26 protein-coding genes are annotated in these 14,994 nt (G+C 38.7%); all 26 read left to right on the top strand.

Annotation, left to right across the window (positions count from 1 at the left end; all coding sequences use genetic code 11):
* Nucleotides 1–117 precede the first annotated feature (117 nt).
* The 26 genes from KS419_RS04950 (at nucleotide 118) to KS419_RS04825 (ending at nucleotide 14,994) form a co-directional block, all read left to right on the top strand.
* On the top strand, nucleotides 118–339 hold the full coding sequence (locus KS419_RS04950) for a hypothetical protein (RefSeq protein WP_217064976.1): 222 nt from the start codon (nucleotides 118–120) through the stop codon (nucleotides 337–339).
* A gap of 53 nt (nucleotides 340–392) precedes the next feature.
* Nucleotides 393–1,412: a DNA-methyltransferase gene (locus KS419_RS04945; protein WP_217064975.1), complete on the top strand. Its 1,020-nt coding sequence runs from the start codon at nucleotides 393–395 to the stop codon at nucleotides 1,410–1,412.
* 139 nt (nucleotides 1,413–1,551) lie between these two features.
* The gene (locus KS419_RS04940) at nucleotides 1,552–1,845 is read left to right on the top strand and encodes a hypothetical protein (RefSeq protein WP_217064974.1); all 294 of its coding nucleotides are present in this window, start codon (nucleotides 1,552–1,554) and stop codon (nucleotides 1,843–1,845) included.
* A gap of 16 nt (nucleotides 1,846–1,861) precedes the next feature.
* Nucleotides 1,862–2,020 (top strand): DUF3954 domain-containing protein, encoded by a 159-nt coding sequence (locus tag KS419_RS04935; RefSeq protein ID WP_217064973.1) that lies wholly within the window; start codon nucleotides 1,862–1,864, stop codon nucleotides 2,018–2,020.
* A complete protein-coding gene (locus KS419_RS04930; RefSeq protein WP_217064972.1) occupies nucleotides 2,017–2,220 on the top strand; it encodes a hypothetical protein in 204 nt (67 codons plus the stop codon). Before KS419_RS04935 ends, KS419_RS04930 begins: the two co-directional genes overlap by 4 nt.
* Before the next feature lie 5 nt (nucleotides 2,221–2,225).
* Entirely contained in the window at nucleotides 2,226–2,462 is a 237-nt protein-coding gene (locus tag KS419_RS04925; protein WP_217064971.1) for a hypothetical protein, read from the top strand.
* Between the two features lie 179 nt (nucleotides 2,463–2,641).
* Nucleotides 2,642–2,797 carry a hypothetical protein gene (locus KS419_RS04920; protein ID WP_217064970.1) on the top strand — a complete coding sequence of 52 codons (156 nt, stop codon included), beginning with the start codon at nucleotides 2,642–2,644 and terminating at the stop codon, nucleotides 2,795–2,797.
* A 109-nt stretch (nucleotides 2,798–2,906) separates the two neighbouring features.
* Complete coding sequence (locus KS419_RS04915; RefSeq protein ID WP_217064969.1) at nucleotides 2,907–3,113, top strand: hypothetical protein; 207 nt, start codon at nucleotides 2,907–2,909, stop codon at nucleotides 3,111–3,113.
* Between the two features lie 11 nt (nucleotides 3,114–3,124).
* The gene (locus KS419_RS04910) at nucleotides 3,125–3,598 is read left to right on the top strand and encodes a sigma-70 family RNA polymerase sigma factor (protein WP_217064968.1); all 474 of its coding nucleotides are present in this window, start codon (nucleotides 3,125–3,127) and stop codon (nucleotides 3,596–3,598) included.
* 128 nt (nucleotides 3,599–3,726) lie between these two features.
* The gene (locus tag KS419_RS04905; protein ID WP_217064967.1) at nucleotides 3,727–4,182 is read left to right on the top strand and encodes a HEAT repeat domain-containing protein; all 456 of its coding nucleotides are present in this window, start codon (nucleotides 3,727–3,729) and stop codon (nucleotides 4,180–4,182) included.
* Nucleotides 4,183–4,332: 150 nt separating this feature from the next.
* Complete coding sequence (locus KS419_RS04900) at nucleotides 4,333–5,220, top strand: terminase small subunit (protein ID WP_217064966.1); 888 nt, start codon at nucleotides 4,333–4,335, stop codon at nucleotides 5,218–5,220.
* On the top strand, nucleotides 5,217–6,506 hold the full coding sequence (locus tag KS419_RS04895; RefSeq protein WP_217064965.1) for a PBSX family phage terminase large subunit: 1,290 nt from the start codon (nucleotides 5,217–5,219) through the stop codon (nucleotides 6,504–6,506). Before KS419_RS04900 ends, KS419_RS04895 begins: the two co-directional genes overlap by 4 nt.
* Before the next feature lie 4 nt (nucleotides 6,507–6,510).
* On the top strand, nucleotides 6,511–7,995 hold the full coding sequence (locus KS419_RS04890; RefSeq protein ID WP_217064964.1) for a phage portal protein: 1,485 nt from the start codon (nucleotides 6,511–6,513) through the stop codon (nucleotides 7,993–7,995).
* The gene (locus KS419_RS04885; RefSeq protein WP_217064963.1) at nucleotides 7,995–9,104 is read left to right on the top strand and encodes a phage minor capsid protein; all 1,110 of its coding nucleotides are present in this window, start codon (nucleotides 7,995–7,997) and stop codon (nucleotides 9,102–9,104) included. Before KS419_RS04890 ends, KS419_RS04885 begins: the two co-directional genes overlap by 1 nt.
* Nucleotides 9,105–9,116: 12 nt before the next feature.
* Nucleotides 9,117–9,491 carry an Acb2/Tad1 domain-containing protein gene (locus KS419_RS04880; protein ID WP_217064962.1) on the top strand — a complete coding sequence of 125 codons (375 nt, stop codon included), beginning with the start codon at nucleotides 9,117–9,119 and terminating at the stop codon, nucleotides 9,489–9,491.
* Nucleotides 9,492–9,510: 19 nt separating this feature from the next.
* The gene (locus KS419_RS04875) at nucleotides 9,511–9,741 is read left to right on the top strand and encodes a hypothetical protein (protein ID WP_217064961.1); all 231 of its coding nucleotides are present in this window, start codon (nucleotides 9,511–9,513) and stop codon (nucleotides 9,739–9,741) included.
* Nucleotides 9,742–9,851: 110 nt separating this feature from the next.
* Nucleotides 9,852–10,556 (top strand): hypothetical protein, encoded by a 705-nt coding sequence (locus tag KS419_RS04870; RefSeq protein ID WP_217064960.1) that lies wholly within the window; start codon nucleotides 9,852–9,854, stop codon nucleotides 10,554–10,556.
* A gap of 30 nt (nucleotides 10,557–10,586) precedes the next feature.
* Nucleotides 10,587–11,486, top strand: a complete 900-nt coding sequence (locus KS419_RS04865) for a capsid protein (RefSeq protein WP_217064959.1) — start codon at nucleotides 10,587–10,589, stop codon at nucleotides 11,484–11,486.
* 61 nt (nucleotides 11,487–11,547) lie between these two features.
* Nucleotides 11,548–11,850 carry a hypothetical protein gene (locus KS419_RS04860; RefSeq protein WP_217064958.1) on the top strand — a complete coding sequence of 101 codons (303 nt, stop codon included), beginning with the start codon at nucleotides 11,548–11,550 and terminating at the stop codon, nucleotides 11,848–11,850.
* Nucleotides 11,851–11,865: 15 nt separating this feature from the next.
* Complete coding sequence (locus tag KS419_RS04855; protein ID WP_217064957.1) at nucleotides 11,866–12,288, top strand: head-tail connector protein; 423 nt, start codon at nucleotides 11,866–11,868, stop codon at nucleotides 12,286–12,288.
* A complete protein-coding gene (locus tag KS419_RS04850; protein ID WP_217064956.1) occupies nucleotides 12,275–12,622 on the top strand; it encodes a putative minor capsid protein in 348 nt (115 codons plus the stop codon). The genes KS419_RS04855 and KS419_RS04850 overlap by 14 nt, the downstream gene beginning before the upstream one ends.
* Nucleotides 12,622–12,996: a minor capsid protein gene (locus KS419_RS04845; protein ID WP_217064955.1), complete on the top strand. Its 375-nt coding sequence runs from the start codon at nucleotides 12,622–12,624 to the stop codon at nucleotides 12,994–12,996. The genes KS419_RS04850 and KS419_RS04845 overlap by 1 nt, the downstream gene beginning before the upstream one ends.
* A gap of 11 nt (nucleotides 12,997–13,007) precedes the next feature.
* A complete protein-coding gene (locus KS419_RS04840) occupies nucleotides 13,008–13,433 on the top strand; it encodes a minor capsid protein (RefSeq protein ID WP_217064954.1) in 426 nt (141 codons plus the stop codon).
* Nucleotides 13,433–13,897, top strand: coding sequence for a phage tail tube protein (locus tag KS419_RS04835; RefSeq protein ID WP_217064953.1), 465 nt, complete (start codon nucleotides 13,433–13,435; stop codon nucleotides 13,895–13,897). Before KS419_RS04840 ends, KS419_RS04835 begins: the two co-directional genes overlap by 1 nt.
* 57 nt (nucleotides 13,898–13,954) lie before the next feature.
* Nucleotides 13,955–14,374 carry a hypothetical protein gene (locus KS419_RS04830; protein WP_217064952.1) on the top strand — a complete coding sequence of 140 codons (420 nt, stop codon included), beginning with the start codon at nucleotides 13,955–13,957 and terminating at the stop codon, nucleotides 14,372–14,374.
* Nucleotides 14,375–14,376: 2 nt separating this feature from the next.
* Nucleotides 14,377–14,994 (top strand): Gp15 family bacteriophage protein, encoded by a 618-nt coding sequence (locus KS419_RS04825; protein ID WP_217064951.1) that lies wholly within the window; start codon nucleotides 14,377–14,379, stop codon nucleotides 14,992–14,994.

Genomic DNA, 14,994 nt, shown 5'->3' with positions numbered 1-14,994 from the left:
AAGCATCCTAAAAAGAGAAGTGGACGAGCCGGTGACATGCGGTGGCCACCTCAACGGAGGAAGGAAGGGAAGCTGTAGTTTTGACCCATTACGCACAAGTCAAGGAGGTTGTGTAAATTGCCAAAATATAAACATTTATGGAAACACATGATTCCTGACAAAATAAAATCTTTATTGTTTATAGGAATAACTTATTACGTTTTTGTTGGGCTTGTATATCTCCAAAATCATGTTAATGGTTGGGGGCTAGCCATAGTGTTTTTTCCATCAATAATAATCATGGTTATTTCAATGTGGTATGGAATTAATTATTTATTTAATGACAGCAGCGATGAATAGTACGTTTGTTATGTAATATCAGACAATAACTGCGAAGTAAAGGAGGGGTGTAATTGGAGCTTAATAAAATTTATCTTGGACATTGTTTAGAGGTGTTGAAATCTCTGCCAAATGAATTTGTAAATACATGCGTTACCTCTCCGCCTTACTGGGGATTGAGAGATTACGGAATGGGCGAACAAATAGGATTGGAAGAAACTCCAGAACAGTATGTAAGTAATTTAGTTAACGTTTTTAGGGAAGTGAAAAGAGTACTCAAAAATGACGGAACCCTTTGGCTCAACTTAGGCGATAGTTATTTTACTCAAAGAAACTCAAATGGACTGTCATATAAAAATGACCACTTATACAAACACGGAAATAACTCCAGGAGAGCAGGAGGAAAACATAACGAGTTAAAGTCAAAGGATTTAGTTGGTATCCCATGGATGGTTGCTTTTGCACTAAGGCAAAATGGATGGTATTTAAGATCAGATATCATTTGGAATAAACCTAATCCCATGCCCGAGAGCGTCAGGGATCGTCCGACTAAATCACACGAATATATATTTTTACTTTCTAAATCGGATAAATACTACTATGACAAGGATGTGATTATGGAGCCACTAGCAGAATCTTCTGTAGCTCGATTAAATCAGGATCTCGAGGGGCAAAGAGGTTCAACAAGAGCGAATGGGGGAGCTAAAACAAACGGAACAATGAAAGCTGTGTTTACACCCAGAGGTTCAAAAGGAGTTATCAATAACTCACTCAACACAGGGTTAAGAATTCAGAATGATGATTTTGTGCCACCGATAAATAGAAACAAAAGATCTGTGTGGACGATATCTACTAAACCGTATAAAGAAGCACATTTTGCAACTTACCCACCTGAATTAGTTGAACCTTGTGTACTTGCAGGAGCTCCAATTGGAGGGGTTGTATTGGATCCGTTTTTCGGATCAGGAACAACGGGATTAGTGGCCATAAGACACAATCGGAATTTTGTAGGAATTGAACTTAATCCAAAATATATAAAAATAGCTGAAAAGCGACTTAGTGAAGTGCAATTGGAGCTAATTAACGAAATATAGTTGTTCCGCAGTTCGAACAAACCTCACACCAAGGAGGTGAGTCCAATGTAACTGATAAACGTCTTATATACCAACTTTTATTAGTTTGCTATTTGCCCCCATCTTAGGGGTGGGGGAATTTTTTTAAAGGATTGGTCTTATGGAACAAATGTCATTATTTGATCAGTTAGATGAGAAACAAATTATGATTGAGAACTATCTGGAGCAACCAATTGAGAAGTACACAGTGCAGAAGGAACGCGGCACTCATTTTATAGCTTATGTACTTACAAAAGACAATATATTCGATGTCATTATCTCTAACGATATTTTAGCTACGTCACAAGTATTGATGGAATACAATCGTAACAAGATAAGTGATCGTTTAATAAACAGGATATTTAATAATAAAAAAACCGCCCCTCTCGGAACGGTAAGCCTAGACCTATTATAAACCAGGAGGGGTCAACTTGGAAGACAATCAAAACAAAGAGAATTGTATATATATCGTTAAAGATGGGGTTAAGACAAAGTTTGAGGCACCAGTTGGAGGGCATGGTGAGTACAAATTGATTTGGCAAGATGGGAAGATACTGGACGTCGTTAAGAGTGAGAGGGTGAGGATTTGAAAATAAGTCACGAAGAATACTTGAAACAATTATTACAATCGTTGCAATCTGAACTGAATCATCTGGATATTGAACACCGCATTTCGATAGCTGAACATAATGTCAGAAGAAAGATGATTATGGGGCAGATCAATTCAATCGAGAGACAGTTAAATAACAGTGAGTTGAAATCAGACAAAAATTCTGAAGCGAAGGAATGAAGGTGTTGAAAAAAAACAGCGCAACAAAGGAAGGAATAGATTTGAAGGAAATTTACAGAACTTACAACGATACAGAGGTTAGCGAGATTGTTGTTAATGTTGAGTGTCCTTATTGTGGCGAGGAATGGCAAGAGGATAACCCTGAGTGTGGAGTAACTTATGAATTAACTTGCACCAATTATTACGACACATTAGAAGAAGGTTGCGGAAAGAAATTCAAAATGTATTTTGATGCTAGTTGATGAACTGTCCGATGACGAAAGCTGAATATATTTTCTTTGTTTATTGTTTGGTAGTTTTAATTATTGGACATTTCATACTTTAGAGTTCGAATAAACTGAATACCTAGTCTGAGCGAAAAACGCAGGACACTACTTACCTTTTTTAGGGAGTGGTGTCTTTTATTTTTGGAGGGATTAACATGTTGATAGCTTATAAGATTTTCTTATTATCGATCATCATAATTACATTCATAGGAACAGTTGGTGAACGAAAGGACGAGAATTTGCGTAACAATATGACGGCCATTTGCATTGCCAGCATGATCTCATTTCTTATTGCGGTGCTGCTGTTATGAAGATTCGTGTATCCGCCGACCATTGCAAAGGGTGTCCGTGGTTAGTTAATAAGCAGTTGTGTCCGTTTCGGAACTGTGTTTATAAATTCGGATGGAAGGGTGAGAGGAAGTGAACCGTTGTTGCTGTCATTCAGAAAAAATGGAGAGAGCTGCAGAACTTTGGGAAGAATTGATGGGACTAGTGGAAGAAGTAACAGAAGTGGTATTGAATGATATTAATTTTAAAAAGGAATGGCATGTTCCGAGAAACCTCATCATGAAAAGCCAGGTTATTGACAGAAAACCAAAATACATTTGTGCAAGAAACCGACTGTGAGGTGATAGACAATGGATCCGAAAGAATTAGAAAATCTTATTAGCGATTACCGGTGGATGAAAAGGGAAGTTGTTCGTTTAGACGAGTTAGTGTTTCGGATTGGTGGGACCAGTGGTAGTGAGAGAAGTTTTGGAGTTGCACAATACGGTATTGAAGCTACCATGCCTAAAGGGTCTAGCATTAGAAGCAGAGCTGAACTAGATGATTTGGATAATAGGGAAAAAAAGTTGCTTAAACGGTTAGAACGTTATCAAAGCTTGATTAAATTTGTCGAAGATGTAGAGGACTTAATTGAAGAACCGAAGCAACAGGTAATATATAGCTGTATGATGGAGGGTCTGAGTTATCGAGCGATGGGTAAACATATTGGTGTGTCCAGAGAACAAGTAAGAAGAATTAGAGATGAATTAATAAACCATTTGTGTCAAAATTGTCATTTGTGTCAAAGTTGGCACTATTTGAAATATCAAAAACAACCAGTGTAGACTTGGAGGCAGGAGGGGGCGGTGTTGGAAGCACTCTCTCAGAGAGATAATATATAGAATAAATGTAAAATTATTGAAGGGAAAACCTTCCTTTTGTCGAATTGTTGAGGCAGAGGGGAGGTGGGATTATGGATTTTATAAAATCTACACCAGAGAATGTAGACGAGTTAGTCAAAAAAGCAGGAGATAAAACAAGTGGTAAAAGAAGATTAGAGGCCGTACAGGAGTTAGGTAGATATGACTGTCAACAAACACGGGATGTAATAAAGAGAATTGCTCTACACGATAGAGTGCGAGTGGTTCAAGAGACAGCTTTCAGAATTGCTCAAGGACTTGGAATTAAGAAAAATGGAAAGCCTATTTTTCTTGGGAAAAAAGATATCGGGTATAAATCATCAGACTTCACGAAAGTTTTCCAGCGAGTTAAAAGAGAAAGCGAGATGGAGTATTTTGATTTAGAGACGTTTAAAGAAAAATTCAAGAAAATGAATCCTGAAATGTTTGATGTAATGACATATGATAAAGGAAGTAAATTTGACCGATGGATTGAAAATATTTTTAACTCATTACCAAAGAATAAATGAATGTTTAAGCACCAGTAAAGGTGCTTTTTCTTTTGACTAAGTAAGCCTTAGTTTTCGACCTATAATATTATTGGTGCATCTGAAAAGACGGATATATAGCATTGGTCATTTACAAATTCAATCCAATATTTGGAGGTGGGGTGAAATGTAGTGCCTCGGAAACGTGATCCAAGACGAGATGAAGCATTTGATTTATTTAAGAAGCACAATGGAGACATTACCAATCGTGAAATAGGAAACCGATTAGATGTTCCAGAGAAGACAATCAGCGCTTGGAAAAGCCGCGATAAATGGAATGTAGTACTACAAAAGAATGATTGCAGTACTACGATTAAACCAAAACCGAAACGTAGTAAAAAGGGTATACCAAGAAAAAATGAAGAACAGTCTTTGCCAAGTGATGATCTCACTGATAAGCAAAGGCTTTTTTGTTATCACTATATTAAATCATTCAACGCTACCCAATCAGCAATAAAGGCAGGGTATGCTCCAGACAGTGCTCATGTAGAAGGTCATCGACTGCTAAGAAATCCTAAGATTGCAGGACTTATTAAAGAATTGAAGGAAAACATGACTGGATCTCTTTATTTGGATGCGATGGATGTATTAAGAAAGTTTGCTGCTATCGCCTTTGCGGATATAACCGATTTTGTTGAATTCGGTACTAAGGAATCACCAGAGGTAAATGCAGTCACCGGAGAACCTCTAGTGGATAGCAATGGTGATCAAGTTATGTTTGATTACAATTATGTTGAGTTTAAAAATCACAATGAAGTAGACGGTACAATCATTACAGAAGTGAAAAAAGGGAAAGATGGTGTGTCCATTAAGTTAGCAGACAAGATGAAAGCATTAGATAAATTGTGGGAGTACTTCGATCTAATGCCTGAAAGTGTGAAAGATCAATTACAAATAGAAAAGCTGAAAGCTGAAACAGAATTGGTTAGAGCGCGTGCTGAAGTTGTCAAAGGCAAAAAGAAAGACACGTCCCTTCTGGAGGCTCTTATTGCTGCTAAGAAACAAGGTGAGGAGCAATGACAATTACCTTTTCGCCTAAGCAACTGAAAATAATCAACGCTCCATATGATCATACACTCGAAGTGAATGAAGGAACACCTAGGTCATCGAAGACGACCGCGGGTGTTTTTCGTTATGCAGATTATTTATCCTGGTCAAGAGACCAAAACCATTTGGTTACAGCTTACAACCAAGAACAAGCCTACCGTCTATTTATGGAGTGTGACGGATTCGGATTGATTCATATATTTGGCGACCTAGCAGAGATCAAACATGATGAGCATGGAGATCATTTGTTAGTACAAACACCAAACGGAGAAAAAAAGGTGTATTACAAAGGTGGAGGTAAGGCAGACAGTAAAAAGGCTATCACTGGTATGTCGCTTGGTTCAGTCGCTTTTTGTGAGATTGACCTACTACACATGGACATGATTCAGGAATGTTTTAGACGGACATTTGCTGCTAAGGATAGGTATCATCTTGCGGATCTCAACCCGCCAGCTCCTAATCACCCAGTGATAAAAGAAGTGTTTGAAGTCCAGAAAATGCGGTGGGTGCATTGGACCATCGATGATAACCCAATCATAACAGAGGAACGTAAAAAGGAAATTTATGAAACTCTGAAAAAGAACCCTTACCTTCTTCAACGTGACTGGTTCGGGAATCGTGTTATTCCTTCTGGTGTTATTTACTCCATGTTTGACATGGAGAAGAACATCAAGCAAAAGTTATCCGGTAAAAAGATAGAGATGTACTTCTCGGGTGATGGTGGGCAATCCGATGCAACGAGTGTGAGCTGTAACATCGTCACTCGACATAAAGGAAAGAAACGCGCTTATGATTTTAAGTTAAACCGAGTAGCGCATTATTATCATTCTGGAAAAGATACAGGGAATGTTAAGGCCATGAGCATCTATGCCAAGGAAATTAAAGAGTTTATCCTCTGGTGCCAAGAAAAGTTTGAAATGAGACGTTCACAAGTGTTCATCGACCCTGCTTGTAAAGCATTGAGGGAAGAGCTACATTTGCTGGGCGTTCAAACACGACCTGCTAATAACAACTCTAAAGACATTAAAGGAAATTCAAAGGGGATTGAAGTGGGTATTGAGCGTCTTCAGAGTGCCATGACAAATGAGCAATTCTTGCTTATCGAAACCAACGAATATGATCATTATCACTTTATCAAGGAAATTGGAATGTACGTCAGAGACGATAATGGAAAACCAGTAGACAAAGATAACCATTGTAGTGATGAAGCTAGATATAGCAACAACTACTTCTATAAACGCTATGTGTTAGGGGGATGATCGAATGTTTCGAAACCTCATTTCCAAATTAAAGGGGGTGTTAGCGAGGATGGGCCTTATCAAAGGACTAAAAAAAGTAACGGATCTAAAAGATGTCATTACGACGGACGAGTTTTATGTACACTTGAGCAAGTGGATTGCTATTTATAAAGGATATCACCCTGATTGGCACGACCTGAAATATACAACGTTAAACGGACGAAAAAAACGTCGTATGAGGTCCATGAGAATGGGGAAAGTAGTCGCATCAGAAATGGCTAATCTTGTATTCAATGAAAAGTGCTCCATCAGTATAGGCTCGAAAAATGGTGGAACTGATGAATTCGAGAAGAATATCTTAAATGTGTTATCGAAGAATGCCTTTTATAAAAAGTTCCAGGATTTTTTAGAGTTCATGTTTGCTATGGGTGGCATGGTCATTAAAGCTTATGTGATTGATGATAAGATTAAACTGTCATACGTGACTGCAGATTGTTTTATTCCGGTTGCAGATGATGGTAGGCAGATCACTGAAGGTATATTTGTCAACGAAAGTCGTAAAGGTGACAAGTATTACACTCATTTAGAGTGGCACCTTTGGGAAAATGGTGTTTATGTGGTTAGGAATGAACTTTACGAATCTCACCAAAAAGGAGAACTGGGAGTAAAGATTCCTCTTGATACGCTATATCAAGGATTAGAAGAAGAAGTGACAATCCAAGGATTGAAACGATCTCTGTTTGTTTATTTTAAACCGAATATAGCAAACAGTGTTGATCTTGATAGTAAACTAGGTATTCCGTTATTCGCTGATGCACTGGACACCCTTTACTCATTGGACACTGCCTTTGACAGTTTTAATCGAGAATTTCGTTTAGGGAAAAAGAGGATTACCGTGCCAACTTCGGCGATTCAGACGGTAGTGGATGAGCACGGAATGATGCATAGGTACTTTGATGCTGACGATGAAGTGTATGAGGCTTTTAACTTTGAAGGTGATAAGCAAGAAGCGAAGGAACATGTAACTACTCTTAGGGTGGATGAGCATATCAGCGCAATTAACACTTTGTTAGAGATATTAGCTTTCCAGACAGGATTTAGTCCTGGGACCTTTACTTTTGATGGTCAAGGGCTGAAAACAGCAACTGAGGTAGTATCAGAGAATAGTAAAACATATAGGTCCCGATCCGGACACATCACTCTTGTTGAAGAAGGGTTAAAGGACCTGATTCAAGTCATTGCCGATTTAGGTGCTCTCTATGATTTGTTTACGGTACCAACTGATTTTGAAACTAAAGCTAATTTTGACGATTCAATAGCTGAGGATCGAGATACTAATGCGACTTATTGGATTAAATTAGTCCAGAATGAAGTAGCAAGTAAGCTGCAAGCGATTATGAAGATCCAGAAGGTAACAGAAGAGGATGCAGTAAAGATACTGAATCAAATCAAGTCAGAGAATCAAACGGTTGGCGCAGATCAGGTGGATTGGTTTGGAAGTGATGGATAATGAGTTTAACACCGCGCAGATTGCAAAATCTATCTTATCCAGTAGCTCTAATTTATTCTGAGATTGAGGAACAGCTACTAGTTAATATAGCTCGTAGGATGAGAAACGATATGGAAGTTCTGGAAACTGATGCTTACGAATGGCAGTTTTTGAAGTTGAGCGATTTGGGAGCACTGACAAGAGAGAATATTAGAATCATAGCTAGTAATTCCGGACGTGCCGAATCAGAATTGATTAATATGCTTTCAGATGCTGGTTTTGACGGTCTAGAACAACAAGAGAAATTATTGAGTAAGGCTGCTGAAAAAGGTGAACTACCAATAAAACCGGGGGATATAAAAGATTCCAGGGAATTACTCGATATACTTCGAACTTATACGGACCAAGCAAAAAGCAAATTTAATTTAACAAACTCCACTTTACTAGAACAGGCTGAACAGGTTTATCGTGATGTAGTCAATCGAACTACTGCATCAGTATTGGCCGGGGAAGCAACGCCACAACAGGCCATTAGACGAGCTTTATCAGAATGGTCTGAAAGAGGTGTACCAGCCTTAATTGATAGTGCAGGTAGACGATGGAGTGCTGAAGCTGTTGTAAGCATGGTCACAAGGACGGTAACAAATCAAGTCACAAATGAAATGCAGCACCAAAGAATACTAGAGTATGGCGTTGATTTAATCGAAATATCTTCTCATATTGGTGCTCGCCCTCGTTGCGCTGAATTTCAGGGTAGAATTTACTCACTGTCAGGTAATTCTACCGTTTATCCTCCTTTTTCATCAACGAGCTATGGCGAAGCCGCAGGACTTTTCGGGATTAATTGTGGACACCAACAGTATCCATATTGGGAAGGAATCAGTAGACAAACATTCCAGCCATACGGACTTGAAGAAAACGATAAAGTGTATGAACAAAGTCAGATTCAAAGGAAATATGAGCGTGATATTAGGTACGCCAAACGCCGTGTAAGTGTGATGGAAGCGTTCGGTGATGAAGCGGGTACACAACGAGCGAAGAAACTTGTTAGAGACCGTCAGGCTAGAATGCGTGAGTTTATAAATGATGCGGATCGTACTCGAAGGTATGATCGAGAGCAGATTGGATAGGGGATTAGTAAAATGAAAAGGTTAGAACATGATTTGTTAACCAGTAAGTACACAGAGGTTTATCACGAAGAGAAGTTTAGATTCAATGCACCACATTTATTCCATGTGATTAAGTCAGGAAAGACATACGAAGATGCAGAAACAACCGATATTGTAGGGGCAGTACATTTCCAAGAAGGACCAATCAAAGAAAATGGTGTTAATGGGGTGTGCAATGAGGATTTAATTGCAATGGTAATTTGCCGGTTAGAACATTTTAATCAATCTGATTTTCGTTGTCGTGAAAACTCAATGGCAATAACTAAGCTGGAAGAATCTTTACTGTGGTTACGTAAGCGTACGATGGGAAGGGAACAACGTGGAGTAGAAGGTACTCATATTAAATAATGTGGAAAGGAGGAGAATCATGGCTACTGGAAGTATGAATGTTAAAGTCTCTATAAAACAATCGTTCAAATTTAAGGTTGTTTTTTCGGTGATCCTTCTTTTAGGTAGATTAAGGTTACTTAGTATGGAACGGGCATGTGATGTCGTAAATCACATGTTGGATCGTGGGGAAGTCAGGTACAGAATCGGTAAGGGAATATGGCGACCATTAGATGTTGGTCAGCTTGTTGTAATTGAAAATGATAACTAGGCCATAGGTGAGAATCCTGTGGCCTTTAATTATGTCTTTTTTTGGTCCGTTATTCGTAGTGGACGGTAAACAAAACAAAAGGAAATATATCCGTAATGGAGGGCTTAAACATGCTATTCAATTATAAAAACGTCGATCAAGCGACGCAAAATCTTGAAGGACCGAAATTCAATTCTTTTTTACCTTTAGACTTGCAATATTTTAATGGTGGTGGAGATCCACCTCCATCCGATCCGCCAGCAGATCCACCGCAGGACCCTCCTGGTGGAGGAAATAAACCGCCACAAGATCCACCGAAGGATCCAGAAGGCGGGGGCGAACCAACAAAGACGTTTACCCAGGAAGATGTTAATAACCTAATTGCAAAAGAAACAAGAAAGCAACAAGAGAAAATCCTTAAAGATCTAGGGATTGATGACTTCAAAAATGCCAAAGAAGGTATGAAGAAATTCCAAGATTGGCAGGAAAGTCAGAAAACCGAGGCACAGAAGCAACAAGAGAAACTTCAAGATCTAGAAAACAACTATAACACTACCAGTCAAGAGAACCAGTCCCTTAAAGCTCAACTAGCTGCATTAAAAACTGGTGTCCAATCTGATTCGGTGGAAGATGTTGTTGCACTGGCCGAAAGACTTGTTTCTGACGAGGTATCTCTGGATGAAGCTATTAATCAGGTAATTGAGAAGTACCCTCACTTTAAAGGGGAAACGCAAAAACAAGAGGACAAAAGTACACAGAAGCCATCATTTGTGGCACCTGATCATAAACGCACTGAGGTATCAGACCTAGATAAATGGAAAGAAGCTTTTAAGTAAAAATAAAATAATTTAGGAGAGTGAAAGAATATGCCACCAATTAATTATGCTCAACTGTATCTGCAAGCACTGCAACAAAAGTTTGCTCAAGGGTTAATGTTCAATGAATTGTACCAAACACCTAACAATGCAACTATCCGTTGGGTTAATGCCAAAACCATCCAGATTCCTAATATCACAACTGGAGGATTTGTGGACGTAGATCGAGACGTTGTTTCTGGTTACACTCGTCGTTTTGATAACCAATGGATTCCGAAAACACTCGAGCATGACCGAGAGTTTTCTACTTTAGCGGATCCGATGGATGTAGACGAAACTAACATGGCGACAACAATTGCAAACATTACTCGTGTTTTCAACGATGAAAACAAGATTCCAGAAATGGACAAGTACATGGCATCCAAGTTGTATGCGGAATATACAGATTTTGGTCAAACTGCCGTGACTACCGAAATCACAGAGGCTAATGCGTTGGGAATTTTTGATGACATGATGGAAGAAATGGATGAAGCAGAGGTTCCGCAAGAAGGGCGTATCTTATATGTAACACCTGCTATTAAGAAAATCCTAAAAAATGCTGAAAAAATCCAGCGTACGTTAGAAGTGAAAGGTGAAGCTAGCAACGTCAACCGTAACGTTCGTTCCTTAGATGAGGTTACAATCAAGGCGGTTCCTTCTTCTCGCATGAAGACTTTGTATGACTTTACTGATGGTGCTGTCCCTGATGAATCAGGAGGACAAATCAATATGCTCCTTATCCATCCGTTATCTGTCATTGCTCCACAGAAGTATGAGTTTGTTTCTCTGGATGAGCCAAGTGCAAAGACTGGCGGTAAGTACTTGTACTACGAGCGTAAGTACTGGGATGCTTTCTTAATCGAGCCAAAGGTAAAGGGAGTTAAATTCCACATAACACCTGCAGCAGAATAAACAGTCAAAGGGAGGGTGCCATCCTTCCCTTTTTTTCCTATTTCCAATATAAAAGGAGTGAATGAAGTTGCCTAAAATCAAAAAAGGTAATCGTGTTTTAACTGTAAAAGAAGAACGTTTATCGTCTTATCTAAAGCAAGGTTATGATCAGGTTGACGAAAAAGGCGAAGTTGTAAAAAGAGCTACTGGAGGAAAGACGATTTCCCTTGGTGAATACAATAAAGTTGTTGATGAGTTGGAAAAACTGAAAAAAACACCTGCAAATACGGACGAACTGAATAAACAGGTCGAGGATCTAAAAGCTGAATTAAAAAAGGTACGTACAGAAAACACCAAACTTAAGAAAGAACTTGAAGAAAAATAAAAGGGGGGCTAGATCATGCCTGCCTACATTGATGCTACTTATTATCAAGAAGAATTTAGAGGAGAACCGATGGAAGACCATGAAGAATTCCAGCGAATTGTTCGTCGGGCATCCGATGTTATCGACCAGGTAACAGGGTATAAGATCAATCATATTGGTCTAAATAGTCTTTCGTCATTTGTACTTGGGCAAGTAAAAAAGGCAACCGCAGCACAAGTGGAGTTTTTTGTGCTAGAAGGTGTCGAGGTACAAACAACTGGTGATAACTTGAACAATGTTTCGATGGGAAAGTTTTCTTACGGAAAAGGTAATCAAATAAATAGCGAACGTTCAAACAAGGGCGGGGTTTCGCAGGCGGTGATCCAATATCTCAAGCCTACTGGCTTGCTTTATTCCGGAATAGGTACAACTGGAGGTAATCTCCATGGCTATTATTAGACCGATACCAAGGAAGCTACTAATCCACGAAGTAGAGTATCGTGAGTATCTAGGTAGTGGACGTAATGGTGAAACCTGGGCTGAAGATAAAGATATGATTTCGTTGAAACATGTTCGAATAGAACCTTCTTCAGAGGTTAAAAGAACGGCATACGGTGATGAACGCCAACTTCATGGGATCTTATTTATAGACCATCGTAATTCTAATCCAAATATCAAGCCGAAAGAAAAGTCTAAAGTGTATTTTAATGGCCAAGAACACTTTGTAAATAAAGTGGATGTAATTTACGGGCTTGGGAACACTCCACATCATTATGAAGTGGAGTTGATCTAATGGCTAAAAATAGCGTTGAATTAGATATAAAGGTGGAAGTTGACTGGGGTTTGTTAAAACGAACTCTTGGCAAAGGATTTGATAAAGCGCAAGAAGCTTTGGACTCTCAAATAGTAAAAGATTCGAATTATTATGCACCTGAGGATCAAGAAGATTTAATTAAATCCGGTATACGCAATACAAAACCGGGAACAGGGAAGATTATTTGGGATGTGCCTTATGCAGCGAGACTTTATTACAATCCCCAGTACAACTTTAGTAAGGACAAAAACCCTAATGCTGGTGGGTTATGGTTTGAACGTGCTAAAGCTGTACAGTTTAGAAACTGGCTTACACTAGCTCAGAATACATTTAATGATAACTTTAAGTGGTAGGTGGTGTAATGATGGACTTTTTTGATAGGTTGATAGACTGGATTGAAGCGAACCATGATTTGTTTACATTTATTGAAAAGTCACGTATGAGCAATGAAGGTCCAGCTATCGCTATAAGACAAACACCACAACCACCTGGGGAGCGTTTCCTAAACGGTTCAAAGGTACAACTATTTGGCTTTCAGTTACTCGTTAGGCATTCGAACAGAGTATTGGCTATGGAAACATTAGATAGCCTATACAACGCTCTAGATGGTCAAAAGGGAAGGGATAAAGAGGGAAATTTTATTATACCTAGTTCAAACAATTCCTTCTATCTTTTAAAAATTGAAGGTTACACATCTCCGAATTATGTTGATACCAACGACCGTGGAGAAGAGCTTTATACTGCTATGTTTGTTGCAGAGTTGTACATTAAGAAGGAGGTAGAGGTTTGATGGAACAAAGTAATTATCCGTTACTGCAATCTGACTTTACGTTTGAAATTGATATTACTCCAAATGGTGAATCCACCACTTTTGAACCTATTGCAGATGGAATAGAAGATTTTAATGCACCGGACAACGAGGAAATACAACAATTGTTTTTCCTAAAAGATAAAGGGTATGCCTCTACATTTGTTACTGGGGATCAATTAACCTATGAATTCTCAGGAAAAAGAATTAAAGGTGATGCTGCTCTTGACTACATTACAGGTTTAAAGGGAAAACCACTTGGGAAGAATCGATCAACTACATTTAAGGTGACCAATCCTGACGGGGCAACAATGTCTGGACCTGCAACAATTACGAATATCCAAACAAATGAAGGAGCAGCAAATGAACTTAGTTCAATTTCATTTCAAATTCACATTAATGGAATGCCTGAGTTTACCGATGCTCCAGCGCAAGGAGAATCTTAGGAGAGAGCAAATCAGCTCTCTCTTTTTTATGTATTAATTACTGGAGGTAGATGACAAATGGCAGTGAAAAAGTTCGAATTCAAACAAACTTATGAGGAAATTGAAGCTGGCGGGAAAGTTTATAGGATGTACATGGACGATGAGAGCTTAAAGAAATACAAAAAACTGTATCAAAAGTATCAGAACGAATACAAGGATATCCAAAACATTGATGAAGAGAGCTTTTTGGATATGTCTGATGAAGAACAAGAAAGTTGGGAGAAAAAATCCCGTGAAATAATTGAAAATTTCATTACAGGTGTTCTTGGCGAAGGTTCATTCGATGAATTATATGAGCTAAGCGGAAGATCATTATTGAACATGTCTGAGTTAGTTTATTTTCTTGTTGATCTCCAACAAGCGAAAACACACCAAATGCAAAACGAAAAAGTCCAGGATTATTACAAAAAGAGAAAAAAGAAAGGCAAGAGTAGCTAGGGATGAATTTCTCTCTCACAGAACGTTTGGAAGATAAAGTGGTGATCGAGGGAGAAAAATATCCTCTGGACTTGTCGTTTGATAATGTATTAAGGGTTTTGGAATTGTTTAGTGATGAAGATTTTACTGTCATCGAACGTTTGGATATCGCTTTTTCTATGCTTGTTGAGGACGGCCCTGATTTAAGTATTAACGATAAGGACCACCTTTTGTCATTTATCTTTAAAGAGTACGTTGGGATTGACTTTTCAGACAGAACCCCTAGTACGAAAAAGAAGACATATGATCTTTACGAAGACGCAGAGTTTATCTATGCGTCTTTTTTGCAGGATTACAATATTGACCTTATCAACGAACACGGAAAGTTGCATTGGAAAAAGTTTAATGCACTTATATTCGGCTTGGGCGAAAAAACCAAATTAAAAGAGGTCATTAGGATTCGGACGATGGAGGTACCAAAACCAAATAAATATAACGCAAAACATCGCAAGGAAATCATTGATCTAAAACGTCAGTACAGGTTGAAGTTGCCTGGAAACGCAGAACATACTTTGCATGCATTTAACCAGGCTATGGCCGATTTATTCAAAGCAACAAAACCTCTCAAGGAAGGAGGTTAA

Source organism: Evansella tamaricis (assembly GCF_019042215.1).
GTDB lineage: Bacteria > Bacillota > Bacilli > Bacillales > Salisediminibacteriaceae > Evansella > Evansella tamaricis.
This window is presented reverse-complemented; position numbering and strand designations above follow the sequence as displayed.